The organism is Kitasatospora sp. NPDC018619 (genome assembly GCF_044391605.1).
Classification (GTDB): domain Bacteria; phylum Actinomycetota; class Actinomycetes; order Streptomycetales; family Streptomycetaceae; genus Kitasatospora.
In genome coordinates, this window is sequence record NZ_JBISAI010000009.1 from 182513 (window position 1) to 206780 (window position 24268).

The 24268-nt window shown below is 75.5% G+C and carries 19 protein-coding genes and 1 pseudogene; 13 read left to right on the top strand and 7 right to left on the bottom strand.

Annotated elements, in window-relative coordinates; translation table 11 throughout:
- Window positions 1-159: 159 nt before the first annotated feature.
- Window positions 160-1779, bottom strand: coding sequence for an alpha/beta hydrolase (locus ACH5AR_RS16695; RefSeq protein ID WP_396302139.1), 1620 nt, complete (start codon window positions 1777-1779; stop codon window positions 160-162).
- Window positions 1780-1958: 179 nt separating this feature from the next.
- A complete protein-coding gene (locus tag ACH5AR_RS16700; protein WP_396302140.1) occupies window positions 1959-2585 on the bottom strand; it encodes a TetR/AcrR family transcriptional regulator in 627 nt (208 codons plus the stop codon).
- Window positions 2586-2738: 153 nt separating this feature from the next.
- Here ACH5AR_RS16700 and ACH5AR_RS16705 point away from each other — a divergent pair, with 153 nt between their 5' ends.
- The 9 genes from ACH5AR_RS16705 (at window position 2739) to ACH5AR_RS16745 (ending at window position 15239) form a co-directional block, all read left to right on the top strand.
- On the top strand, window positions 2739-3944 hold the full coding sequence (locus ACH5AR_RS16705) for an FAD-dependent monooxygenase (protein WP_396302141.1): 1206 nt from the start codon (window positions 2739-2741) through the stop codon (window positions 3942-3944).
- 57 nt (window positions 3945-4001) lie between these two features.
- Window positions 4002-4526, top strand: a complete 525-nt coding sequence (locus tag ACH5AR_RS16710) for a MarR family winged helix-turn-helix transcriptional regulator (RefSeq protein WP_396302142.1) — start codon at window positions 4002-4004, stop codon at window positions 4524-4526.
- A gap of 113 nt (window positions 4527-4639) precedes the next feature.
- Window positions 4640-5128 carry a hypothetical protein gene (locus ACH5AR_RS16715; protein ID WP_396302143.1) on the top strand — a complete coding sequence of 163 codons (489 nt, stop codon included), beginning with the start codon at window positions 4640-4642 and terminating at the stop codon, window positions 5126-5128.
- Window positions 5125-5991, top strand: coding sequence for an NmrA family NAD(P)-binding protein (locus ACH5AR_RS16720; RefSeq protein WP_396302144.1), 867 nt, complete (start codon window positions 5125-5127; stop codon window positions 5989-5991). The genes ACH5AR_RS16715 and ACH5AR_RS16720 overlap by 4 nt, the downstream gene beginning before the upstream one ends.
- A 413-nt stretch (window positions 5992-6404) precedes the next feature.
- Window positions 6405-10358, top strand: coding sequence for a Pls/PosA family non-ribosomal peptide synthetase (locus ACH5AR_RS16725; RefSeq protein WP_396302145.1), 3954 nt, complete (start codon window positions 6405-6407; stop codon window positions 10356-10358).
- Window positions 10359-10405: 47 nt separating this feature from the next.
- Window positions 10406-11731: a M1 family metallopeptidase gene (locus ACH5AR_RS16730; RefSeq protein WP_396302146.1), complete on the top strand. Its 1326-nt coding sequence runs from the start codon at window positions 10406-10408 to the stop codon at window positions 11729-11731.
- 111 nt (window positions 11732-11842) lie between these two features.
- Entirely contained in the window at window positions 11843-13222 is a 1380-nt protein-coding gene (locus ACH5AR_RS16735) for a serine hydrolase domain-containing protein (RefSeq protein ID WP_396302269.1), read from the top strand.
- A 335-nt stretch (window positions 13223-13557) separates the two neighbouring features.
- On the top strand, window positions 13558-14409 hold the full coding sequence (locus ACH5AR_RS16740; RefSeq protein WP_396302147.1) for a GNAT family N-acetyltransferase: 852 nt from the start codon (window positions 13558-13560) through the stop codon (window positions 14407-14409).
- Window positions 14406-15239 carry a lysophospholipid acyltransferase family protein gene (locus ACH5AR_RS16745; protein ID WP_396302148.1) on the top strand — a complete coding sequence of 278 codons (834 nt, stop codon included), beginning with the start codon at window positions 14406-14408 and terminating at the stop codon, window positions 15237-15239. The genes ACH5AR_RS16740 and ACH5AR_RS16745 overlap by 4 nt, the downstream gene beginning before the upstream one ends.
- Before the next feature lie 106 nt (window positions 15240-15345).
- Here ACH5AR_RS16745 and ACH5AR_RS16750 read toward each other — a convergent pair whose 3' ends face one another.
- Both ACH5AR_RS16750 and ACH5AR_RS16755 read right to left on the bottom strand, forming a co-directional pair.
- Complete coding sequence (locus tag ACH5AR_RS16750; protein WP_396302149.1) at window positions 15346-15738, bottom strand: hypothetical protein; 393 nt, start codon at window positions 15736-15738, stop codon at window positions 15346-15348.
- Window positions 15739-15859: 121 nt separating this feature from the next.
- Window positions 15860-16711 carry an MFS transporter gene (locus ACH5AR_RS16755; protein ID WP_396302150.1) on the bottom strand — a complete coding sequence of 284 codons (852 nt, stop codon included), beginning with the start codon at window positions 16709-16711 and terminating at the stop codon, window positions 15860-15862.
- Between the two features lie 103 nt (window positions 16712-16814).
- On the opposite strand from ACH5AR_RS16755, the pseudogene ACH5AR_RS16760 reads away from it, so the two are divergent.
- From ACH5AR_RS16760 to ACH5AR_RS16770, 3 genes and pseudogenes are all read left to right on the top strand, one after another.
- Window positions 16815-17245 (top strand): annotated as a pseudogene (locus tag ACH5AR_RS16760) (TetR/AcrR family transcriptional regulator C-terminal domain-containing protein).
- 105 nt (window positions 17246-17350) lie between these two features.
- The gene (pip, locus tag ACH5AR_RS16765) at window positions 17351-18313 is read left to right on the top strand and encodes a prolyl aminopeptidase (RefSeq protein WP_396302151.1); all 963 of its coding nucleotides are present in this window, start codon (window positions 17351-17353) and stop codon (window positions 18311-18313) included.
- Between the two features lie 73 nt (window positions 18314-18386).
- Entirely contained in the window at window positions 18387-19385 is a 999-nt protein-coding gene (locus ACH5AR_RS16770) for a YdcF family protein (RefSeq protein ID WP_396302152.1), read from the top strand.
- 85 nt (window positions 19386-19470) lie between these two features.
- Here ACH5AR_RS16770 and ACH5AR_RS16775 read toward each other — a convergent pair whose 3' ends face one another.
- Complete coding sequence (locus ACH5AR_RS16775) at window positions 19471-20019, bottom strand: PaaI family thioesterase (RefSeq protein ID WP_396302153.1); 549 nt, start codon at window positions 20017-20019, stop codon at window positions 19471-19473.
- Window positions 20020-20235: 216 nt separating this feature from the next.
- Here ACH5AR_RS16775 and ACH5AR_RS16780 point away from each other — a divergent pair, with 216 nt between their 5' ends.
- Window positions 20236-21729, top strand: a complete 1494-nt coding sequence (locus ACH5AR_RS16780; protein ID WP_396302154.1) for a PHB depolymerase family esterase — start codon at window positions 20236-20238, stop codon at window positions 21727-21729.
- 125 nt (window positions 21730-21854) lie between these two features.
- On the opposite strand, the gene mca is transcribed toward ACH5AR_RS16780, so the two are convergent.
- Together mca and ACH5AR_RS16790 are read right to left on the bottom strand one after the other, a co-directional pair.
- Entirely contained in the window at window positions 21855-22772 is a 918-nt protein-coding gene (mca, locus tag ACH5AR_RS16785) for a mycothiol conjugate amidase Mca (protein ID WP_396302155.1), read from the bottom strand.
- A 49-nt stretch (window positions 22773-22821) separates the two neighbouring features.
- The gene (locus ACH5AR_RS16790) at window positions 22822-24267 is read right to left on the bottom strand and encodes an MDR family MFS transporter (protein ID WP_396302156.1); all 1446 of its coding nucleotides are present in this window, start codon (window positions 24265-24267) and stop codon (window positions 22822-22824) included.
- Window position 24268: the final 1 nt, after the last annotated feature.

Below are 24268 nucleotides of genomic sequence, written 5' to 3' on the forward strand. Positions count from 1 at the left end.
TAGCATTGCCCGGGGGTTTCCCCCACTATATCCCGAGCAATTCCCCGGTCGGCCGGGGCCCTGGGGGGCGTCGCCGTAACCCCGGGGGGGGGGGGGCGGCCCCCCCCCCCCCCCCCCCCCCCCGTCAACTCCTCCCCCGGGCCACCGGGGGCCGTTCCGTCAGACCGCCGGGAAGATCTCCGCGTCCGGCTTCAGCAGCTGGCCGGGCGCCGGCGCGGTGCCGTCCACCAGGTAGCGGGTGACCAGCTGGTTCAGCGCCTTGCTGCGGCCCACCGCGCAGTGCTCGATCGAGTCCACGCTGACCAGCACCGCGTTGCCCAGCTCCTGCTGCATCCGCTGGGCGAACTTGTACTGGGTGGCCGGGTCGTAGAGGTTGCCGATCACCATCACGGTGTTGGAGGTCTTCTTGTTCCACGGGCCGGAGAAGCGCTCGGCGTCCCGGGCCGGGGCCGGCCAGCTCGCGCACGCGGGCGCGTCGAAGGCCTGGTAGCGGCCGAAGGTCGGCATCTCCTTCTCCCAGGCCTTGGCCGCGCTGGCGAACACCCGGTCGTTGGACGGGTACGGCTTGTCCTGGCAGTTGACGGCCAGGTAGGAGTCGTCCGCGGTGTACTCGGAGTCGACCGGGGCCTCGCGCAGCGCGGTGCGGGGCACCTCCACCGAGAGCAGCTTGGCGTCCTCGTCCACGGCCTCGGCCTGCGGGGCGAGCAGGGCGGTCGCGGCCGGCTTCCGGAACGCCTGGTAGGTCGCCTGGAGGGACTTGGCCAGCGGGGCCAGCTTGGCCTGCGAGTAGAGGGCGCTGGCCACCTCGCCGGTGAAGCTGGACAGCGTCACCTTGGAGCCGTCCGGCAGCGTGACCGGGCTGGTCCGCAGGTGGTCGCGGAGCTGGTCGAACTTGGCGCGGGTGTCGCCCTCGCCGAAGGCGCAGCGCGGGGCGCCGGCGGCCTGGCAGCGCTTGAGGAACTCGTCCAGGGCCAGCTCGAAGCCGTTCGCCCGCTGGCGGTCGTACTCCAGGCCGTTGTGCAGGCGCAGGTTGGGGTCGACGTTGCCGTCGACGATGATCGCCCGGACCTTGTTCGGGTACATGTTGGCGTACGTCGAACCGATCAGGGTGCCGTAGGAGAACCCGGCGAAGGTGAGCTGGGCGTCGCCCACCGCGCGGCGCATCCGGTCGAGGTCGCGCACCACGTTGATGGTCGACATGTGCTCGATCAGCGGGCCGGCGTTCTTGCTGCACGCGTCGGTGTAGTCCTGGTCCGCGTCCAGCGTCTCGTCGATCTCGGCCTTGGTGACCGGCACGCCGACCATGCGGTTGGTGACGGCGTCGGCCTCCTCCTGGGTCTTGAAGCACTTGAGCGGGTTGCTCCGCGCCACGCCGCGCGGGTCGAAGCCGACCAGGTCGAACTTGGACTGCACCTCGGCGCCGAAGCGGGTGGTCGTCGCCCACAGGTAGCCGCTGCCGCCCGGGCCGCCGGGGTTGAGGAACAGCGAGCCGATCCGCTTCGACGGGTCACTCGCCCGCCGCCGCATCATGGCGATGCCGATCTTCTCGCCCGACGGGTTGTCGTAGTCCAGCGGCACGGGGTAGACGGCGCAGTCGTAGATGCCGGGGTCCGGCTTGCTCGGGTCGGGGTTGCACGGCGTCCAGGCAACCGGGGCGACCTTCGCCTCGGCCAGGCCCGGGGCCTGGTCGACGGGCGCCGCCGACGCGGCGACGGCGGTACCGGTGACAAGTGCGAGAGCGCAGGTGACCGCTCCGGCCAGCGTGGATATGCGGGACAAGGAACCTCCTCCGAACTGAAAAGGGCGGCCCCAGCCTGTCAGCCGGCGATCTCCGTGGGAAGACCTGAGAGCGGCGTAAATAATCCGCTCGACGGACGACGCGCCGTGAAATATTCTGTGAATGAACCAACTTGACGGTTGATTGACCATCGGCGTTCCCTGACGGGCCTGAGGCCGCGTCACCCCGGGCGTCGCTCCTCGGCCCGAGGCGGCGCGTCCCGCAGGGCTGCCGCGACCAGCCCCCGGATCGCGTCGGGCACGGGTTCGCCACCGCCCACCAGGTGCTCGAAGACCAGCCCGTCGACACAGGCCAGCAGCGTGGTGGTCCGCCCGTCGGGATCGGCCACGCCCCGGTCGGCGAGGAAGGCCCGGACGGCGGCGCGCCCGGCGTTCTCCCGGGGGACGAGGATCTCGCGCAGCTCGGGGTCCCGGACGCTCTCCACCGCGCAGGCGTACCGGGCCAGCGAGCGCCGGCGCCCCTCGCCGGACAGTCGCCGCCGCATCAACTCCGCGATCCCGTCGGCCAGTTCCTCCTCCGTACGGACCGGTACCAGCTCACCCAGGGTGTGCAGCTCGCCCTGGTCCAGCTCCACCAGCCGCCGCACCAGCGCGGTGAGCAGCGCCTGCCTGGTCCGCAGGTAGGCCGAGGTGGTTCCGACCGGCAGCCCGGCCGCCGCGTCGACGGCCCGGTGGGTCAGTCCGCGCACGCCGAGGTCCGCCAGCACCCCGATCGCGGCGTCCGCCAGCACCGTCCGCCGGTCCGACCGCCCCGCATCGCCCTGCCCCTGGTCCTCGTGTCGCCGCATCCCCCCTTTCTACCGGGCCCCGGCGCCCGGCCCGCACCACCCCCGCCCCGCAACGACCCGCACCGCCCCACCCCCGTCCACCTGCCGTCAGCCCCGTAGTACGCTCCTTCTACAGCTGTAGAAAACAGTGCGGCGACACGGGAAGGACCGGGCATGAGCAGCAGCAGCGCGGTGGTGGTCGGGGGCGGGATCGGCGGACTGGCGGCCGCGATCGGGCTCCGGCTGGCAGGGTGGGAGGTGACCGTGGTCGAACGGTCGGCCGTCCTGGACGACGCGGGCGCCGGCATCTCGCTGGCCGCCAACGGGATGCGCGCGCTCGCCGCCCTCGGGGTCGGCGAGGCGGTCGAGGCGGCCGCCCGCCGCCAGTACACCGGCGGCACCCGGACCCCGGACGGACGCCGGCTCGCCGCGATGGACGGCGCGGCGCTGGAGCGCGAGCTGGGCGCCCCGATCGTCGGGATCCCCCGCGCGGCCCTGCACCGCATCCTGCGCGAGGCGCTGCCCGCCGAGTCCCTCCTCGTCGGCGCCGAGGTGACGGAGGTGGACACCACCCGGCCGTTCCGGGTGCGGGCCGGGTTCCGCGGCGCCGCCCGGAAGGCAGACGCCCTGGAGGCAGACCACCTGGAGGCCGACCTCCTGGTGGCGGCCGACGGCGTCAACAGCCGGCTCCGGCGCCGACTGTTCCCCGGCCACCCCGGGCCCGCCTACAGCGGCTCGACGGTGCTGCGGGCGATCACCGAGCGCCCGGTCGACGGCCTGGAGGCCGACTTCGAGCTGACCTGGGGCCCCGGCGCCGAGTTCGGCCACATCGCCTTCCCGGACGGCACCGCCGAGTGGCACGCGGTCCTGAACGCCCCGCCCGGGGTCCGCTACCGGGACCCGCTGGCCGAGGTCCGCCGCCGCTTCGCGCGCTGGCACGAGCCGATCCCCGCACTCCTGGCCGCGACCCGCCCCGAGGCGGTGCTGCACCACGACGTCCACGAGCTGGCCACACCGCTGCCCTCCTACGTCGCGGGGCGGATCGCCCTGCTCGGCGACGCGGCGCACGCCATGACGCCCTTCCTCGGCCAGGGCGCCTGCCAGGCCCTGGAGGACGCGGTGACCCTGGCCGCGGCGCTCGCCGGGGCCAGGACGGTCGAGGGCGGGCTCGCCCGGTACGACGCGGCCCGCCGTCCGCGCAGCCAGACCGTCGCCCGGGACGCCCGCCGGGCCGGCCGGATGGGCCAGCAGCTCGCCAATCCGCTGGCGATCGGCCTGCGCAACGCCGCGATCCGGCTCGCCCCGCCCGGCGCGATGGTCCGCGGCGCTCTGCGGCACGCCGACTGGACGCCGCCCCGGATCGCCCCTCGTGCCGCCTAGGAACAGTCCGGCACCCCGGCTTGACCGGCAATCAGGTTAGGCACCATATTGGTTTTCGTGACCCAGCACTCCTCCGCGGGCGGTCCGGCCGCCCCCAGCCTCGACCAGGCACGCCGCCAGATCGCCCGCTACGGCCTCTCCGCCGATCCGCAGGCGGTGCTGGTGGCAGCCCGGCTGATGGCGGCGGGCGCCCGGATCACCCAGGCCGGCGAGGTGCACTTCGGTCGCTTCGGGCTCTCCACCGGCCGCTACCGGCTGCTGGCGGACCTGGAGGACCACGGCGGCGAGAAGTCGCCCTCCCAGCTCGCGGCGAGCCTCGGCGTCTCCCGGGCGACCGTGACCGGCCTGGTCGACGGCCTGGAGCGGGAGGGCCTGGTGGCCCGCCGACCGTCGACCGAGGACGGCCGCGGCAACGTGGTGATCCTCACCGCACGGGGCGCCGACCGACTGCGGGAGCTGGCCCCCGAGCACTACGCGCGGATGCAGGCGCTGGTCGGGGGGCTCTCCGTCGAGGAACGGAGCACCTTCCTCGACCTGCTGGCCCGAGTGGTCGCCGGCATGAGCGCACTCACCGAGGACTGACCCGCCCCGAGGCGGGCCGCCGGACGGCGGCCCGCCCTTCCCCAGCCCCAATAGTTAGGCCCCTAAATACAAATACTTAGGTACCTAACAATATGGAAGGGAGAACTGCCCCCGTGAGCAGGAAAGCCCCCGGGGCTCCCCCGCCCTTCGTGCTGTGGCGCGAGGTCCTGCTCGCCTACGCGATGCCGGCCGCGATGGCCGGGGCCGGCGGAGCCGTCAGCGGCCAACCCCAGCTGGTGGCCGCTGCACTCACCACCATCGGCGGCAGCTCAGCCCTGGTCGCCGCCGCACTCGGCGCCGTGCTGCGCCGCCGCCCCGTCCGCCTCCGGCCGGCCCGGACACCGCGCGCCCTCGCGGCCGCGACCCTCGGACTGCTCGCCGCCGCACTCGGCCTCGGTGTCGGCCTGGCCGCCGCCCGCTGGCTGCCGCTGGCCCCGGCGTTCGCCGACAGCCCCTGGCCGCACCGGCTGCCGATCGACCTCCCGCTCTCCGCGGCGATCGCCGCCGCCGTCACCACCTGGCACTGGCGCGGCAGCCGCCCGGCCCGCGTCGCACAGCACCGACTTCCCACCGCGTCCCACCGCGAAAGGCAGACGTCATGATCGTCATCATGGGCGCCACCGGCGCCACCGGCGGCGCCACCCTGCGCAGCCTCGCCACCCTCGGCGCACCGAGCCGCGCCCTCAGCCGCGACCCCGCCGGTCTGGCCGCCACCCTCGACGAGCGCACTCTCGCCCGGACCACCCCCCTGCCGGCGGACGCCGCCGCCCCGGCCTCCCTGCGCGCGGCCTTCCACGGCGCCCACCAGCTCTTCCTCACCATGGCCAACGGCCCGCAGCAGGTCCGGAACGAGCTGAACGCGATCGAAGCGGCACTCGACTGCGGCGTGGAGCACATCGTCAAGGTCTCCGCGCCGGCCGCCGAGCCGGACTCCCCCGTCGCCGTCTCCCGCGGCCACCACCTGGTCGAGGAACGGCTGCGCTCCTCGGGTGTCACCACCACCGTGCTGCGCCCGTACGCGTTCATGCAGAAGCTGCTGCTCCTGGCGCCCGGCATCGCCGCCGCCGGGGTGGTGCACGGTGCACTCGGGCAGGCGCGCCGCAACTACGTGGACGTCCGGGACATCGGGGACGCGGCGGCCGCGGTGCTCACCCGCCCCGAGCTGGCCGGCGGCACCTATCCGCTCACCGGGGGGCGGGCCTACAGCCACCCGGAGCTCACCGCGCTGCTGGGCGAGCTGCTCGGCCGGCCGGTCCGCTACCTCGACCTGAGCCCGTCCGAGCTGCACGCCCACCTGGTCGACCGGGCCGGGATGCCGCACTGGCTGGCCAGCCACGTGGTGGAGATCCAGCAGCTCGCGGGGGTCCGCAAGGAGACCCCGGACGACACCTTCCAGCGCCTCGCCGGACGCACACCGCGCACCCTGGAGGACTTCCTCGGCGGGAACCTGCACCGGTTCCGCTGACCGCCGGGCGCCGCACCGGCGCGCCCGGCGGAACCCGCGGCGGGCCGGAGCCCGACCGGCACGACCGGCCCGGACACCCGCGCCCGCCGCCCCGGACACCCGGAGGGAGCAGCATCCACTGTGGCATGGGTCACGGTCCGGGATTCGAGCTGACGAGCCGTCAATTCGATTGATACTCCGTCACATCCATGACGGAACAAGCCAGTTGTCGACTGACGATGCATCAGTTCGCGCCGTTCCGGCGCCAGTTGGGCCGAGTCGCAGCTCCTGCCGGGCCGCCGCACCGGGGCTACCATCGGTCGGGTTGTCCGCTCCGGCCCCGGAGTGGGGTCACCCGGTCAGGCGGTGCTCCCACCGCCCCGGGGGCCGGGCATCGGTCGGAACGGGGCGAGGACGAGGAGCGCACGGCTGCCATGACAGCTGAACCGAGCCACCCGGGGCAGGACCCGACGCCGCCGCAGGCCCCGGCACCGCAGGCCGGGCCCGTCGAGGCCACCGGTCCCGTCCCGCCCGGCCCCGCCCCCACGGCACCGGCCCGCGCCCTGTTCCCCGGACGCCCGGCCCCCGCCCCGCGCACCCTGGTCGACGTGCTGGACGCCACCGTGCAGGCCCACCCCGACGAGTCCGCCCTGGACGACGGGCGCACCGTGCTCAGCTACCGCGCGCTGGCCGCCGAGGTCGAGCAGTTGCGCCGTCGGCTGGCCGCCGCCGGGATCGGCCCGGGCGACCGGGTCGGCGTGCGCGTGCCCTCCGGCACCAACGACCTGTACGTCGCGATCCTCGCGGTGCTCGCCGCCGGCGCCGCCTACGTCCCGGTGGACGCCGAGGACCCGGACGAGCGCGCCGAGCTGGTCTTCGGCGAGGCCGGCGTCGCCGCCGTGCTGGGCGCCGGCCGCTCCCTGGCGGTCACCGGCACCGAGCGCGCACCCGCGCTGGAGCGCCGCCCCACCCCCGCCGACGATGCCTGGATCATCTTCACCTCCGGCTCGACCGGCAAGCCCAAGGGCGTGGCCGTCACCCACCGCAACGCCGCCGCCTTCGTGGACGCCGAGGCCGCGCTCTTCCTCCGGGAGGAGCCGATCGGCCCCGGCGACCGCGTGATGGCCGGGCTCTCGGTGGCCTTCGACGCCTCCTGCGAGGAGATGTGGCTGGCCTGGCGGCACGGCGCCTGCCTGGTGCCGGTGCCCCGCTCCCAGGTGCGCAGCGGCGCCGACCTCGGCCCCTGGCTGGCCGAGCAGGAGATCACCGTGGTCTCCACCGTGCCGACGCTGGCCGCGCTGTGGCCGGCCGAGGCCCTCAACGAGGTGCGGCTGCTGATCTTCGGCGGCGAGGCGTGCCCGCCCGAGCTGGTGCAGCGCCTGGTCACCGAGGGCCGCGAGGTGTGGAACACCTACGGCCCCACCGAGGCCACCGTGGTCGCCTGCGCCGCCCTGCTGACCGGCGAGGGCCCGGTGCGGATCGGCCTGCCGCTGGACGGCTGGGACCTCGCCGTGGTGGACGAGGCGGGCCTGCCGGTCACCGCCGGCGGCACCGGGCAGCTGGTGATCGGCGGGGTGGGCCTGGCCCGCTACCTCGACCCGGAGAAGGACGCCGAGAAGTACGCGCCGCTGCCCTCGCTGGGCTGGGAGCGCGCCTACCGCAGCGGCGACCTCGTCCAGGCGGACCCGGCCGGCCTGCTGTTCCTCGGCCGCACCGACGAGCAGATCAAGCTGGGCGGCCGCCGGATCGAGCTCGGCGAGGTCGACGCGGCCCTCCAGGCCCTGCCCGGCGTGGCGGGCGCGGCGGCCGCCGTCCGCACCGCCCGCGGCGGCAACCAGCTGCTGGTCGGCTACCTGGTGGTCCAGGACGGCTTCGACCGGGAGCAGGCCGTGGAGCGGCTGCGCGCCGAGCTGCCCGCCGCCCTCGTGCCGCTGCTGGCGACCGTCGAGTCCCTGCCCACCCGGACCTCCGGCAAGGTCGACCGCAACGCCCTGCCGTGGCCGCTGCCCGAGCTGGAGGCCGCCGGCCCCGCCGAGCAGCTGTACGGCACCGAGGCCTGGCTGGCCGAGCAGTGGGCGGAGATCCTCGGCGTCCGGGTCGGCGGCCCGCGCGACGACTTCTTCGCGATCGGCGGCGGCAGCCTGGCCGCCGCCCGGCTGACCACCCTGCTGCGCACCCGCTACCCGAGCGCGGCCGTGCTGGACATCTACCAGCACCCGACGCTGCGCAAGCTCGCCCGGCACCTGGAGCGCACCGCCGGCGAGAGCGCCGAGGCGAGGACCGTCGCCCTCGTCCCGACCAGGGCCAAGCTGCTCCAGCTGCTCCTGCTCCTCCCGCTGTTCACCGTCGTCGGCCTGCGTTGGACGGTCGCCGTGCTGGCCGCCGGGAACCTGCTCGGCCACCTCGGCGACTACCCGTGGGCGCCGAGCGCCTCCTGGTGGTGGGTCGGCGCGGGCGCACTCGCGCTGTACACCCCGCCGGGCCGGCTGGCCGTCGCGGCGGGCGGCGCCCGGCTGCTGCTGCGCGGCGTGCGCCCGGGCAGTCACCCGCGCGGCGGCTCCGTGCACCTGCGGCTGTGGACCGCGGAGCGGCTCGCCGAGCTGAGCGGCGCGGACTCGCTGTCCGGGGCCTGGCTGACGCGCTACGCCCGGGCGCTGGGCGCCAAGGTCGCGCCCGAGGTGGACCTGCACTCGCTACCGCCGGTCACCGGGATGCTGAAGCTGGGCCGCGGCTGCGCGGTCGAGGCCGAGGTGGACCTGTGCGGCTACTGGCTGGACGGCGACCGGCTGCTGATCGGCCAGGTCAAGATCGGCTCCGGTGCCGTGGTCGGCACCCGCTCGACGCTGCTGCCCGGCGCCCGGGTCGGCAAGCGCGCCCAGGTGGCGGCCGGCTCCAGCGTCACCGGCCAGGTGCCGACCGGCCAGCGCTGGGGCGGTGCGCCCGCCGTCAAGCTGGGCCGGGCCGAGCGCGCCTGGCCCAAGGACCGGCCGGTCCGCCGGGCCCGCTGGGCCGCGCTGTACGGCGCCAGCGGTGCCGTGCTCGGCCTGCTCCCGGTGCTGCCCGCACTCGCCGCGCTGGCCGTGCTGTCCCGGTTCGTCGGCCAGGGCGCGGCCCTGGGCCCGGCGCTCGGCGGCGCGCTGCTCGGGCTGGTGCCCGCCACCCTGGCGTTCGGCGCGGTGTACGCGGCGCAGCTGGTGGCGCTGGTCCGGCTGCTGAGCGTCGGCCTGGCCCCCGGGACGCACCCGCTGCACGGCCGGGTGGGCTGGCAGGCATGGACCGTCACCCAGCTGATGGACCGCGCCCGCGAGGTGCTGTTCCCGCTCTACGCCGGGCTGGTCACGCCGCTGTGGCTGCGCACCCTCGGGATGCGGGTCGGCCGCGGCGCGGAGGTGTCCACTGTGCTGGCACTGCCCAGCCTGACGACGGTCGGCGACGGCGCCTTCCTGGCCGACGACACCCTGATCGCCCCGTACGAGCTGGGCGGCGGCTGGGTGCGGCTGGGCGAGGCGAAGGTCGGCGAGCGGGCGTTCCTCGGGAACTCGGGGATGACCGCGCCGGGCCGTTCGGTGCCCAAGCGCGGCCTGGTCGGGGTGCTGTCGGCGACCCCGGCGAAGGCGAAGAAGGGCGGCTCCTACCTGGGCATGCCGCCGATGCGGCTGCCGCGCTCGGCGGACCGGGCCGACCAGAGCCTGACCTACGAGCCGCCGGCCCGGCTGCTGTGGGCGCGCGGGCTGGTCGAGGTGGGCCGCCTGGTGCCGGTGCTCGCCTCGGCGGCGCTGGGCCTGCTGACCGTGGCGGCGCTGTGCCGGCTGGCGGCCGGCTCGCCGCTGACCGCCGCGCTGTTGTCCGGCCCGGTGCTGCTGGCGGCCGGGGCGCTGGCCTGCGTGGTCGCGGTGGCGGCCAAGTGGCTGCTGGTCGGGCGGTTCCGGGCGGTGGAGCACCCGCTGTGGAGCGGCTTCGTGTGGCGCAACGAGCTGGCGGACACCTTCGTGGAGATGCTGGCGGTGCCGTGGCTGGTCGGCGCGGTGCCGGGGACGCCGGTGCTGAACCTGTGGCTGCGCTCGCTCGGCGCGCACGTCGGGCACGGGGTGTGGTGCGAGAGCTACTGGCTGCCGGAGGCGGACCTGGTCACCCTCGGCGACGGCGTCACCGTCAACCGGGGCTGCGTGGTGCAGACCCACCTCTTCCACGACCGGATCATGCGGATGGATACTGTGGTCCTCCGCGAGGGCGCCACCCTGGGCCCGGGCGGCATCGTGCTGCCCGGCAGCACGGTGGGCGCGCGCAGCACGCTGGGCCCGGCCTCGCTGGTGATGCGCGCCGAGTCCGTCCCCGCCGACACGCGGTGGCTGGGCAACCCGATCGAGGCGTGGCAGACCACGTCGTGACCACCTCCCCGTCCCCCCGTCCCGGCCCGCAGGAAGCGCACGTCCCCGTGAAGCCCAAGCACCTCACCGCGGCCGCCGGTGCCCCGGACCCGTACTTCCCGAACAACGGCGACCACCGCTACCGGGTGCACCGCTACGAGCTGGCGCTGGACTACCGGCCCGGGCCCAACCGGCTGGCCGGCTCGGCCCGGCTGAGCGCGGTGGCGGACGCGGCACTGGCGGAGTTCGCGCTCGACCTGGCCGAGTTCCGGATCGGCCGGGTGCTGGTCGACGGCCGGGCCGCCCGCTACACCCACCGCGCCGGCAAGCTGCGGATCCGCCCGGCCCGGGCGCTCGCTCCGGGCGCGGCGTTCACCGTCGAGGTGCACTACAGCGGCAACCCGCGCCCGGTGCGCAGCCCGTGGGGCGGCCTGGGCTGGGAGGAGCTGACCGAGGGGGCGCTGGTGGCGAGCCAGCCGGTCGGCGCGCCGTCCTGGTTCCCGTGCAACGACCGGCCCGCCGACAAGGCGACGTACCAGATCGCGGTCACCACGGCGTCCCCGTTCACGGTGGTGGCCGGCGGGCGGCTGCTGACCCGCACCACCCGGGCGTCCAGCACCACCTGGGTGTACGAGCAGAGCGCGCCGACCCCGACGTACCTGGTGACGGTGTCGGTCGGGCACTACCGGCCGGTGCCGCTGGCCGTGCGCCCGGCGGTGCCGCAGACCGGCTACGTGCCGGAGCGGCTCGCCGCGGCGTTCGCCCGGGACTTCGCCCGGCAGCCGGAGATGGCCGCGTACTTCGGCGAGGTCTTCGGCCCGTACCCGTTCGGCGAGTACGCGGTGGTCGTCGCGGACGAGGAGCTGGACGTCCCGGTGGAGGCGCAGGGCGTCGCCACCTTCGGCACCAACCACCTCGGCGGGGGCTGGGAGCGGGAGCGGCTGATCGCCCACGAGCTGGCCCACCAGTGGTTCGGCAACAGCGTCACCGTCGCCGACTGGCGGCACATCTGGCTCAACGAGGGCTTCGCCAAGTACGCGGAGTGGCTCTGGTCCGAGCACGCCGGCGGCCCCGGCGCGGCCGTGCACGCCGCCGCCGCGCACCGGCTGCTGGCCGGGCTGCCGCAGGACCTGCGGCTCGGCGACCCGGGCCGCAGGCTGATGTTCGACGACCGGCTGTACCAGCGCGGCGGGCTGGTGGTGCACGCGCTGCGCCGGACGCTCGGCGAGGACGCGTTCTTCGCGATGCTGCGGGACTGGACGGCCGCCCACCGGCACGGCGTGGTCACCACCGCCGACCTGCGCGCGCACGCCGCCCGGTACACCGCCGCCCCGCTCGGGCCGCTCTTCGAGGCCTGGCTGGAGCAGCCGGAGCTGCCGCCGCTGCCGCACTGAGCGCTCCCCGGCCCGGGCCCGGGCCGTCCGGTTCGACCGGGTCTATTCGGTCGGCCGCGGCGCGGGGCTGGACTACTGTCCGTACCCATGACGATGAGTCCGGACACCCACATGACCGAGCCGCCCCACGAGCTGCTGCCCGCCACCCGCCGCGCCCTGCTGCACCGGCTCGCCGTCGCCCAGGCCGAGGGCCGCACGCCCTCGATGGTCGCCGGGGTGCTGCGCGACGGGCGGCCGGTGTGGAGCGGCGCCCGCAGCATGGTCGACGGGCACGCGCCGGACCCGGACGTCCAGTACCGGATCGGCTCGCTGACCAAGACCTTCGTCGCGGTGCTGGTGCTGCGGCTGCGCGACGAGGGCCTGCTCGACCTCGCCGACCCGCTCTCCCGCCACCTGCCCGGCACCCCCGCCGACGGCGCGACCGTCGCCCAACTGCTCGCCCACTCCTCCGGCCTGACCGCCGAGACCCCCGGCCCCTGGTGGGAGCGGACCGACGGCGCGCTGCGGCCCGGCCTCGACGACCTCCTGGAGGCCGAGCGGCCGCTGAAGCACCCGGCCGGCCGGGTGCACCACTACTCCAACCCCGGGTACGCGCTGCTCGGCGCCCTGGTCGCGAAGCTGCGCGGCGAGCCCTGGGGCGACGTGCTGCGCCGGGAGGTGCTGGCCCCGCTCGGCATGCACCGCACCACGCTGCTGCCCGAGCACCCGCACGCCGGGGGCTTCGCCGTCCACCCCTGGGCCGACGTCATGCTGCCCGAGCCGCTCACCGACACCGGCCTGATGGCCCCGGCCGGCCAGCTCTGGTCCACCATCGCCGACCTCGCCCGCTGGGCGGCCTTCCTGACGGCCGGTGACGACAAGGTGCTGTCCGCCGACACCGTCGCCGAGATGCGCCGCCCGGCCGTCGCCCCGGACGACGCCGCATGGACCAGCGGCTACGGCCTCGGCCTGCAACTGCGCCGCCACGAGGGCCGGCTGCTGTACGGGCACACCGGCTCGATGCCGGGCTTCACGGCGGGCCTGTGGATCAGCGAGGCCGACGGCCTGGCCGCCTACGCCCTGTCCAACGCCACCAGCGGCGCCAGCGCCGCGGCGCTGGCCGCCCAGCTGATCGCGCTGACGGCCGAGCTCGAACCCCGGCTGCCCGAGCCCTGGCGCCCGCTCGCCGAGGTGGACGCCGAGCTGCTGGAGCTCACCGGCTCCTGGTACTGGGGCGCCGCACCGGCCGGCCTGCGGCTGCTGCCCGGGCGGGTGCTGGAGCTCGCGCCGCTCACCGGCGGCGGCCGGGGCTCGCGCTTCCGGCCCGAGCCGGACGGCACCTGGACCGGCACGGAGAACTACTACGCGGGCGAGACCCTGCGGGTGGTCCGCCACCCCGACGGGACGGTCAGCCACCTCGACATCGGCTCCTTCGTCTACACCCGCGAGCCGTACGGCCCGGCCGGAGCCGTTCCGGGCGGGGTCGACCCGGAGGGCTGGCGCACGTTCTGAGCCGTGCGCCGGGGGCGTCATGGCGGCGCCGCGGCCCGGCGACCGGAGCCGCGGCGCCGCGCGACGGGGGCGTGCGGTGCTGCCGTACGCCCCCGTGGCGCGTGTTGTCCACCTCCGGCGGACGAGCGCCCGGTGCCGGTCAGGTGACCGCCGGGCCACGGGTGGTCCCATTCAACAGGTGCACATCTGCGCTCCCCCGGGCCGCAACATAAATGCCAACCGGCTCGGAGAGAAACACGGGGACCGGTTCGCGTCCATGCCCGACCGTCTGCGAACCGGGACGGTGCCCTGGTGATCCACGGCGCCGCCGATCGTGCTGCCCAGGAGGGTCCGCCATGACCACCGTCCCCACGTACGCTCCGTCCGCAGTCGCCCCCGCCCACGACGCCCCGGCCGTCCCCGCGCCCCGCCTCCGGCCCGCCGCGCCGACCGCTCCCGCCGCGACCACCGCCTACACCGTGTCGCTCGCCCGCGACGAGGACGACGTGCGCGCCGCCCAGCGGCTGCGCCACCAGGTCTTCGGCGCCGAACTGGGCGCGGTGCTGCACAGCCCCGTCACGGGCCTGGACGTCGACCCGTTCGACGACTACTGCGACCACCTGCTGGTCCGCGAGGGCGAGCGGGGCGACGTCGTGGGCACCTACCGGCTGCTGCGCCCCGAGGCCGCCCGCCGGGCCGGCCGGCTGTACTCCGACGGCGAGTTCGACCTCGCCGCGCTCGCGCCGGTCCGCCCCGGCCTGGTCGAGCTCGGGCGCTCCTGCATCCACCCGGACCACCGGGGCAACGGCGCGGTCATCAACCTGATGTGGGGCGGCATCGCACGCTACCTGGCCGACACCGGCAACACCTGGGTCGGCGGCTGCTGCTCGATCGAGCTGTCCGACGGCGGCGCCACCGCGGCCCGGGTCTGGGACGCCGTCAGCGCCAAGCACCTGGCGCCCGAGGAGTACCGGGTCACCCCGCACCGCCGCTGGGACCCCACCGGGGTGGCACGCGCCGAGCGGGGGCCGCTGCCGGCGCTGCTCCGCGGCTACCTGCGGCTGGGCGCCTGGGTCTGCGGCGAGCCCGCGTACGACCCGGACTTCGACTGCGCCGACCTGTACGTGCTGCTGTCGCTGGAGCGCACCGACCCGCGCTACCTGCGGCACTTCCTGTCCGGCGTACCCGCCTCGGGCGCCTCGTCGTGAGCGTCTGGCTGCCCACCGCGACCTGCCGCCCCGAGACCTGCCTGGCCGACGTCCCGCCGGAGGTCTCCCGCCCCCGGCGGGTGCTGCGGCTGACGGCCTGTCTGGCGGCGGTGCTGACCGGGGTCGTGCTCGTCCTGCCGGTCCGGCTGCTTCCGTACCGCGCGCGCAACCGGCTGATCCGGCTCTGGGCGCGGGCCGTGCTGCGCTCCCTCGGGGTGACGTTCCACCTCGCCGGGCCCCGGGGCTGGGTGCCCGGCGCGGGCGGCGGGGTGCTGGTCGTGGCCAACCACGTGTCCTGGCTGGACATACCGCTGCTCGCCGCCGGACGGCCGGGCCGGTCGCTGGCCAAGACGGAGGTCCGGAAGTGGCCGGTGCTCGGGCCGCTGGTCGCCTGGGGCGGCACCGTCTTCCTGGACCGCGACCGGCTGCGGACGCTCCCGGACACCGTCGCGGCGGTGGCCGCGGTGCTGCGCTCCGGGCACCCTGTGATCGTCTTCCCGGAGGGCTCGACCTGGTGCGGGCGGGAGAGCGGCCGGTTCCGGCCCGCCCTGTTCCAGGCGGCGGTGGACGCCGGGGCCGACGTCCAGCCGGTGACGATCCGCTACCGGCTGGCGGACGGACGGCCGACCAGTGCGCCCGCCTTCATCGGGGACGACGGGCTGCTCACCTCGCTGGCCCGGGTGGTCGCGGCCCGCGGGCTGGTGGCCGACGTGACCTTCCTGCCGCCGATACCGCCGCCTGGGCCGCAGCCCGGCCCGCGGCCCGCCCGGGCGGGGGCCCGGCGCGAGCTGGCTCTCGCGGCCCAGGCGGCGGTGGAGGGGATCCGCTGAGCTCCTGACGTCACGCCACCCGTCCCGTCGGCGCTGTCCCGGCCGGCTCGGTCCCCGCCGCCTCTGCCCGCGCCGACTCCGCCCCCGCCGACTCAGTCCTCGCGGCTCAGGCCACGCCCGCCCCGGCCCGTTCCTCCGGCCGCGGCCCGCCGGGGGCCGCCGGGACGAGCGGGCGGGCCCGGCCGACCAGGACGGCGACCAGGACGGCGGTGACGGCGAGTGCCACCGAGCCGCAGCGCAGCGCGAGGTGGATGCCGTCCACGAAGGTGCCGTCCACCGCCTGCCGCACCGGCTCGGGCAGCGCTCCGGCCGCACCGCCCCCGTGGACCGCGCCGGTGGGCGCCGCCGCGACCGGCCCGACGGCCTCCGGTGGGACACCGAGCCGGTGCAGCGCCGAGGTCAGCCCGTCGGTCATCCGGTCGGTCAGGACGGCGCCGAGCACCGCGATCCGGAGCACACCGCCGAGTTCCCGCAGGGTGTTGACGGTCGCCGAGGCCATCCCGGTCCGCGCCGGGGCGACCCCGCTGGAGCACCGCGACCGAGACCGGGGTGGAGGTCAGCCCCCCATGCCGAAGCCCGTCGTGAACAGCGTCCACAGGTACTCCGGGTAGCGGGCGTGCTCACCGTACGGCGACAGCCCGCCCAGCTCGAGCGCGCACAGCGCCGAGCCCAGCACCATCGGCGGCCGGGGGCCGTACCGGGCCGCGAGCAGGCCGGACAGCGGGCCCGCGGCCACCGGCATCGCGGTCATCGGCAGCCCGCCGTACCCCGCGCCGGAGGGGGGACCAGCCGAGCACGCCCTGCGTCATCAACGGCAGGAAGAACAGGGCCCCGAACATCCCGAAGCCCACCATGAAGCCGCTGAGCATCGCACCGCTCAGCGCGCCGTCCCGGAACAGCGGCAGCTCCAGCATCGACTCGGCCGGGCGCAGTTCGAGCAGCAGGAAGGCGGCGAGCGCGTCGCAGACCGTCACCCGGGGGTCGGTCCAGCCCCGGGAGGGGCCCTCGACCAGGGCGTGGACCAGCAGGCCGAGGCCCGCGGCCGAGAGCACGAACCCACCGAGGTCGATCCGCCGGGCGCGCGGCGGGATCTCCGGGAGGGCCCGGGCGGCGAGCAGCACTCCGGCCACGCCGATCGGCACGTTGATCCGGAACACGCCGGCCCAGCCGAGGTGCTCGACCATCGGACCGCCGATCACCGGGCCGATCGAGAGGCCGACCGCGGACACCCCGGACCACACGCCGACGGCCTTGGCGCGCTCGCGCTCGTCGGGGAACACGTGGCCCAGCAGGGCCAGGCTGCCGGGGGTGAGCCGCGCGGCCCCGACCCCCTGGACCATCCAGCCCGCGACCGGCACGCCGATCGTCCGGGCGAGCCCGGCCACCGCGGAGCCGGCCGTGAACAGGGCCAGGCCCAGCACGAACGTCCTGGTGCGGCCGTGGCGGTCGCCCAGTGCGCCGCCGGTCAGCACGAGGGCCGCGTAGACCAGGCGGTAGCGCTCGGCGACCCGCTGGAGGCCGCTGATCCGCGCCTCGGCCGTACCCCCGCCGCGCCAGCAGGACTGGCGCGCGGACCTGCACGAGTACTGCTCCCGCTACCGCCGGCTGCTGCTCGACAACCGCGACGCCGCCAAGGTCCTCGCCGGCCGCCCGCCCCGGGCCCGCTGCTGGTCGACCTGATGGAGGAGCAGCTCGACCGGCTCCGCTCCGCCGGCTTCCCCGACGCCGACGCGGCGGTGGCCGGCTACCTGGTGGGCGCCTTCGTCCAGGGCTTCGTGCTCCAGGAGCAGTCGCCGATCTCCGCCGCCGAGGTGCTCGGGACCAGCCGCCGGGAGATCGCCGACGCGGCCGGGGACCTCTTCCGCAGGCTGCCCACCGACCGGCACCCCAACCTGGCGGACCCGGCCGACGACCTCACCCGGCCGGACATGGACGCCCGCTTCGAGCTCGGCCTCCAGCGGATCCTCGACGGCCTCGCCGCCCTGCTGCCGCCGGAGCGGCGCTGAGCCGGCCCGCCCCGCGGCGGGCCGGACACCCGGCCCCGGTTCCGGTACCGGGGTAGGCTCTCCCGGCGCGCCCGGCCCGCCCGTACGACCACGCAGGAGTCTCCGATGCCCGAGCCCTACCCCCGCTACGAACCGTACGCGCAGGGCCTGTTGGACGTCGGCGACGGGCAGCTGATCCACTGGAACGCCTCCGGCGACCCGGCGGGCAAGCCGGCCGTGGTGGTGCACGGCGGGCCCGGCTCCGGCCACAACCCGGGCTCGCGGCGGTACTTCGACCCGGCGCGCTACCACGTCGTCCAGTTCGACCAGCGCGGCTGCGGCCTCAGCCGCCCGCACGCCGCCGACCCTTCGACCAGCCTGGAGCACAACACCACCGCGCACCTGGTCGCCGACATGGAGCGGCTGCGCGAGCACCTCGGCATCGACCGGTGGCTGCTGTACGGGGGTTCCTGGGGCTCCACGCTCATCCTCGCGTACGCGCAGGCCCACCCCGAACGGGTCTCCGAGATCGTGATCTGCGGCGTCACCATGACCCGCCCCGCGGAGACCGACTGGCTCTACGGCGGCGTGCGCCGCTTCCTGCCCGGCCCCTGGGAGGAGTTCCGGGACTTCCTGCCGCCCGCCGACCGGCACGGGGACACCGCCGAACTGCTCGCCGCCTACAGCCGGTTGCTCAACAGCTCGGACGATTCCGTCCGACGGGCCGCCGCCAACGCCTGGGCCACCTGGGAGGACGCGGTCATCTCGCACGAGACCCTGGGCAAGCCGAACGCGTACACCGACCGCCCCTCCGACGCCCTGATGGCCTTCACCCGGATCACCGCGCACTACTTCTCGCACCAGGCCTTCCTGGCCGACGGCGTGCTGCTGCGCGACGCCGGACGGCTGGCCGGCATCCCGGGCGAGCTGATCCACGGCCGGCTGGACCTCGGCGGACCGGTCGACACCGCCTGGCAGTTGGCCAAGGCCTGGCCGGACGCCCGGCTGACGGTCGTCGACGAAGCCGGGCACACCGGCAGCCCCCGGATGCGGGACGCCGTCCTGGCCGCGATCGGGCGCTTCGCCTGAGCGGGGCCGACCGCGGGGCGGCCGGGCCGCCGGGGCATGTGGCCCGGCCCGCGGAAGGCCTACCATACGACGCATGATCGCCTATGCCCCAGCCGCCCTGTTCTTCCTGTTGTTCGGGATCGGGGTAGTTCGCGACCGCCGCCAGTTCAGCAACGCCGTCCTGCTCGGCATCGCCGTCTCCCTGCTCTTCCTCGCGCTGCTCGCCGAGCTCCGCAAGGCGCCCGACCTGGTGGTCTCGCTCGTGGCGGCGGTCATCGTCCTCCTCCCGGCGCTGGGCACGGCGGCTCTGGTCTGGTTCCTGCTCGCCAACGGCCTGACCATGGTCCGCAAGGAAGGCAGGCGGCCGGCCAACCTGCTGTCGCTGATCGCCGGGCTGGGCATCCTCGGCGTCATCGGGCTGCTGATCGCGGCCCTCGTCGTCCACTCCCGGCAGCTGGCCGCGCTCGCCGGCACCGCCGTCCTGGTGGTCGGCTACATCTCCTTCCTGTTCAGCTGCTTCGTCGGCTACGCCTTCCTGTACGGCCGCCACCGGCCGCGCCAGGACGTGGACTTCGTGGTCGTGCTCGGCTCCGGGCTGATCGGCGGCGAGCGCGTCCCGCCGCTGCTGGCCAGCCGGCTGAACCGGGGCCGCGAGGTGTACGAGCAGCAGGCTGCCCGCGGCAACCCGCCGGTGCTCATCACCTCGGGCGGCCAGGGGCCGGACGAGAAGCTGCCGGAGTCCCACGCGATGGCCGCCTACCTGGTCGAACGCGGCTTCCCCGAGGAGCACATCGAGCGGGAGGACCGCTCCCGCACCACCGAGGAGAACCTGCTGTTCAGCAAGGCCATCATGGCGGAGGCCAAGCCCGACTACCGGTGCGTCGTGGTCACCAACAACTTCCACGCCTTCCGGGCGGCCCTGCTCGCCCGCGAGACCGGCGTCAACGGGCACGTCTTCGGCTCGCCCACCGCCCGCTACTACTGGCCGAGCGCGACCATCCGCGAGTTCGCCGCGATCTTCCTCTCGCACAAGCTGGTCAACTTCGGGATCTGCGGCTTCATCGCGCTCTGCGGAGTGCTCGCGGCGCTCTGAACCAGCACGGGACTCGACCCGGGGCCCGGGCCCCGGTCGCCACGTGGCGACCGGGGCCTCCGCCGTCAGGGGCCGGGGCAAGCCGTCAGGGGGCCGGGCGGGGCGACAGGACCGCGCAGGTGGTGGTGGCGTGCGCGTAGAGCTTGCCGTTCTCCACGCCCACCACCCTGGCCTCGGCCGTCGCCATCGTCCGGCCCAGGTGCAGCACCACGCCCTCGCAGCGCAGGGTGCCCGAGTCGGCGAACACCGGGCGCACCATGTGGACGTTGAGCTGGGTGGTGGTGTAGCCCACCCCGGCCGGCAGCCTGCTCAGCACGGCGCAGCCGAGTGCCGAGTCGAGCAGGGTGGCGAGGTAGCCGCCGTGCACGGTGTTCATCGGGTTGTAGAGGTGGTCGCCGGGATCGCTCCGGAACACCGCCGTTCCCGGCTTCGCCTCGGTCAGGTGGAAGCCCATGGTGCTGCAGATCGAGGGCTCCGGGATCCGCCCGGCGAGCCATTCCAGCAGGATCTCCTCTCCGGTCAGGTGGGCCAACTCGGTGATCGGCGGGCCGGGCGTCCAAGTGTGGGTCCGGGTGCGCGGCTGCGGACCGCTCGTGGGCCCCGGGCCCGCTGCGGTGATCTCGTCGGTGGTCATGGGATCAACCTGCCTGCTCCGGCTCTCCGGCTCAAGGGCCGTACGGGCCCCGGCGGGTACGGCTCCGGCAACCGGGCGCCGGCCCAGGGCACCGGACCATGGCGGCCCGCGCCACTGCCGGGCGGCGGAACCCGGATGACCGCCACATGGCACCGGGGCCCGGGGCGCGCCACTCTGCACGGGACCGCCCCCACTCCTCCCCACCCAGGAGCCCCCATGCCCCTGCGCCCCACCGCCGCGGCACTGCTCACCGCCGCCCTCGCGCTCGGAGCCACCACGCCCGGCGCGGCCGTCGCCTCCCCGGCCGCGGCCGCCCCTGCCCCCGCTCCCGCTCCCCCGACCGTCGCGGCCATGACGGCGGGTGGCGGGTTCCAGCAGGTCACCGGGTTCGGCACCAACCCGGGCAACCTCGCGATGTACACCTACGCCCCCGCGGGGCTGCCCAGCGGCGCTCCCCTGGTGGTCGCCCTGCACGGCTGCCTGCAGAGCGCCGGCGACTACTACCGCAACTCCGGCTGGACCAAGTTCGCCGACCAGTACGGCTTCGCGGTGGTGTTCCCGCAGACGAGCAGCGCCAACAACAGCCTCTCCTGCTTCAGTTGGTTCGACGCGAGCAAGGCCGCCCGCGGCGTCGGCGAAGCCAGGTCGGTGGTCGAGATGGTCGCCAAGGCCGAGTCGCTGTACGGCTCGGACGTCGGCCGGGTGTTCGTCACCGGGCTCTCGGCCGGCGGCGGCATGGCCGCCGACCTGCTGGCCGACTACCCCGACGTGTTCGCCGGCGGGGCGATCGACTCCGGACTGCCCGCGCACTGCGCTGCCACCCAGGCCGCCGCCTCGGGCTGTCAGAACGCCGACCAGGGCCTGACCCCGGCGCAGTGGGGCGACCGGGCCCGGGCCGCGTACCCGGGCTACACCGGGCCGTGGCCCAGGGTGGCGATCTGGCAGGGCAGCGCCGACACCGTCGTCAGACCGGTGAACGCGACCGAGCTGCGGGACCAGTGGACGAACGTCCAGGGCATCGGGCGGCAGCCGACCAGCACCCGGAGCCTCCCCGGGGGCACCACCCAGGAGCTCTACGCCGACGCGAGCGGGAGGCCCGCGGTGGCCCTGTTCGCGGTCAGCGGGATGGGCCACGGCCTGGCCGTCCACCCGGGCTCCGGGGCCGACCAGTGCGGAGCGACCGGCGCGTACTTCCTCGACACCGTCTGCTCCGGCTACTACACCGCGCAGTTCTGGGGGCTGGACGGCGGCTCCGGCCCCGCCGACCCCGGGTTGCCGGCCCCGACCGGGCTGACCGCGACCGCGGGCGCCGGTTCGGTCGCCCTCGGCTGGCAGGCCGTCAACGGCGCGGCCTCGTACCTGGTCTTCCGCGACGGGGCCCAGGTCGGCAGCGCGACCGGGACGGCCTTCACCGACACCGGTCTCACGGCCGGCACCACGTACGGCTACAGCGTGGCGGCGGTGGACGGGGCGGGTACGGTCGGGCCCCGCTCGGCGACGGTGACGGCCACCACTCCGGGCGGGGGCACGCCCATCTGCTTCACCGCCAGCAACTACGACCACGTCCTGGCCGGCCGGGCCACCCAGAGCGGCGGCCTCACCTCCGCACTGGGCTCGGGCCAGGCGATGGGGCTCTGGAACACCTTCGTCACCCACACCCTGAAGCAGACCGGCCCGGGCTACTTCGTGCTCGCCGACGGCCAGTGCTGAGCGGGGCCCGGCCCGGCCGCTGACCGGGGAAACGGACCTCGCAGCAGCCGCCCGAGCGGCTGTCAGTACGGTCAGGACCCTTCTCGGGACGGCCCCCAGGGCGGCCCGGACGACGGTCGTGCGGCTCACCCCTCCCCCACCTGCCCTTCCGCCCCCGCCCGGAGCCCGGCGAACAGATCGGTCTCGTACCCGCCCGCCGCGCGGCCCGCCCCGCCGCCCGGCACCAGGCTCCGGGCCAGGTGGTAGTCCTCGGTCGGCCAGACCTCGCGCTCGATGTCGCGCGGGTGGGCCATGAAGGCCGTACCGGGCCGGACCTGGGTGGCGTGCGCCAGCAGCGCCGCGTCCCGCACGGCGAACCACTCGGAACACGCGATCCGGGTGGTGGTGGCCAGGGCGGGCGGGCCGTCGGGCCAGTCGGCGAGGAGCTCCCCCATTTCCGAGGGGACGCCCCGTTCCGTCATGGCCGTGTGCAGGGCCCGGAACCACGCCCGGGACAAGGCCAGGTGGTAGTAGAGCTTGGACACCTGCCAGGGGTCGCCCGTCCCGGGGTGGCGCTCCGGGGCGGCGGCGGCCTCGACGGCCGCCACCGTGACCCGGTGCGTCATCACGTGGTCCGGGTGGGGGTAACCGCCCGTCTCGTCGTAGGTGACCACCACCTGGGGGCGGAACTCGCGGATCAGCGCGACCAGCGGCGCCGCCGCGAGCCCCACCGGCAGGGCCGCGAAGCAGCCGTCCGGCAGGGGTTCGCCCGGCCCGGGCATCCCCGAGTCGACGAAGCCGAGGAACCGCTGGCGCACCCCGAGGATCTCCCGGGCGGCCGCCATCTCCGCCCGCCGGATCCGGGCGAGGTCGGCCCGGACCTCGGGCCGGTCCATGGCCGGGTTGAGCACCGAGCCGCGCTCGCCGCCGGTGCAGGTGGCGACCAGGACGTCGACGCCCTCGGCGGCGTACCGGGCGAGGGTGGCCGCTCCCTTGCTGGACTCGTCGTCGGGGTGCGCGTGCACACTGAGCAGGCGCAGGGCGCCGGGGTGACGGTCGGACACGGGTACCTCCGTTGCTCGGGTGGTCGGGTGGTCGGGAAGCCGTCGGCGGTCAGCCCGGCCTGCGGGTGTTCGGGTAGAGCAGGGCCGGGGCGATGGCGAGCGCGGACAGGCCCAGGGCCCACCAGAAGGTCTGGCCGAAGGCCGCGCCGGGGTGGTCCGGGTGCGTACCCTGTGCCTGCTGGAGGACCAGCGTCAGCACCGCCGTTCCGAGCGCGCCGCCCACGCGGTTCAGCACGTTGACGGCACCTGCCGCCGCGGGCACCTGGGCCTTCTCGACGCTCCCGTACACCGCTGCCAGGCCGGGTATCGCGATGATCCCCATACCCGCGCCGCGCAGTGCCAGGGAGCCGGCGATCAGCCAGGCGGCCGGTTCGGAGCCGCTGCCCAGCCGGGTGAAGGCGACCGTGCCGACCAGCGAGCAGGCGATGCCGGTCAGGATCAGCGGGCGCGGGGCGAACCGGTCGGTGATCCTGGCCGCGAGCACGGCGGTGACCGCCGTGCCGAGGGCCTGCGGGGCCAGCAGCAGCCCGGCCTCCACCGCGCCGGCGTGCTCGACCTGCTGGTAGTAGAGCGGCACCAGGAACATCGAGCTGTAGAGCGCGGCGCCCTGGAGGAAGCTGTTCGCCGTCGCCACGGCGAAGCCGCGCCGGGCGAACAGCCGCAGGTCGATCAGCGGCGCTCGCTCGGCCCCGCGCCCCGGCCGCAGCGCGTGCCGGCCGTAGAGCGCCACCAGCACCGTGCCCCCCGCCAGCGCGGCCCAGCCGGCCGTCGCGCCGTCACCGACCGTCGCCAGCCCGTAGACCAGGCCGGTCAGACCGGGCGAGAGCAGCACCAGACCGGTGACGTCCAGCCGGGGCTTCGGCGCGTCCGACGCGTCGTCAGCCGGGAGCCAGCGGGCGGCGAGCAGCAGGACCACCAGCCCGACCGGCACGTTCAGCAGGAACATCCAACGCCAGTCGGCGTGCTCCAGCACCAGCCCGCCGAGGATCGGCCCCAGGACCGGGGCCAGGCTGATCGGGAGCATCAGCGTGCCCATCACCCGCCCGACCCTGGACGGCCCGGCCGCTTGTATGATGATGGCCTGGCCGAGCGGTTGAATCATCCCGCCGCCGATCCCCTGCAGCACCCGGAAGGCGATCAGACTGCCCGTCGACCAGGCCAGGCCGCACAGCGCCGATCCGAGGACGAACAGGACGACCGAGGCGAGCCACGCCCGACGCCCGCCGAAGCGGCCGGCGGCCCAACCCGAGAGCGGCATGGTCAGCGAGATCGCCAGCAGATACCCCGTGGCCACCCACTGCACCGAGGCGATCGAGCCGTGCAGGTCTCGACCGACGGCGTCGATCCCGACGTTGACGATCGTGCTGTCCAGCAGCGCGAGCACCGGGCCTAACGCGAGCACCGCGCCCATCTTCCACAGGCCCGGCGGAATCGGCTCCGGCCGCCCCTCCCGCAGCTCGCCCGCGCTGTCCTTCGCCGTGACGGATGCCACCATG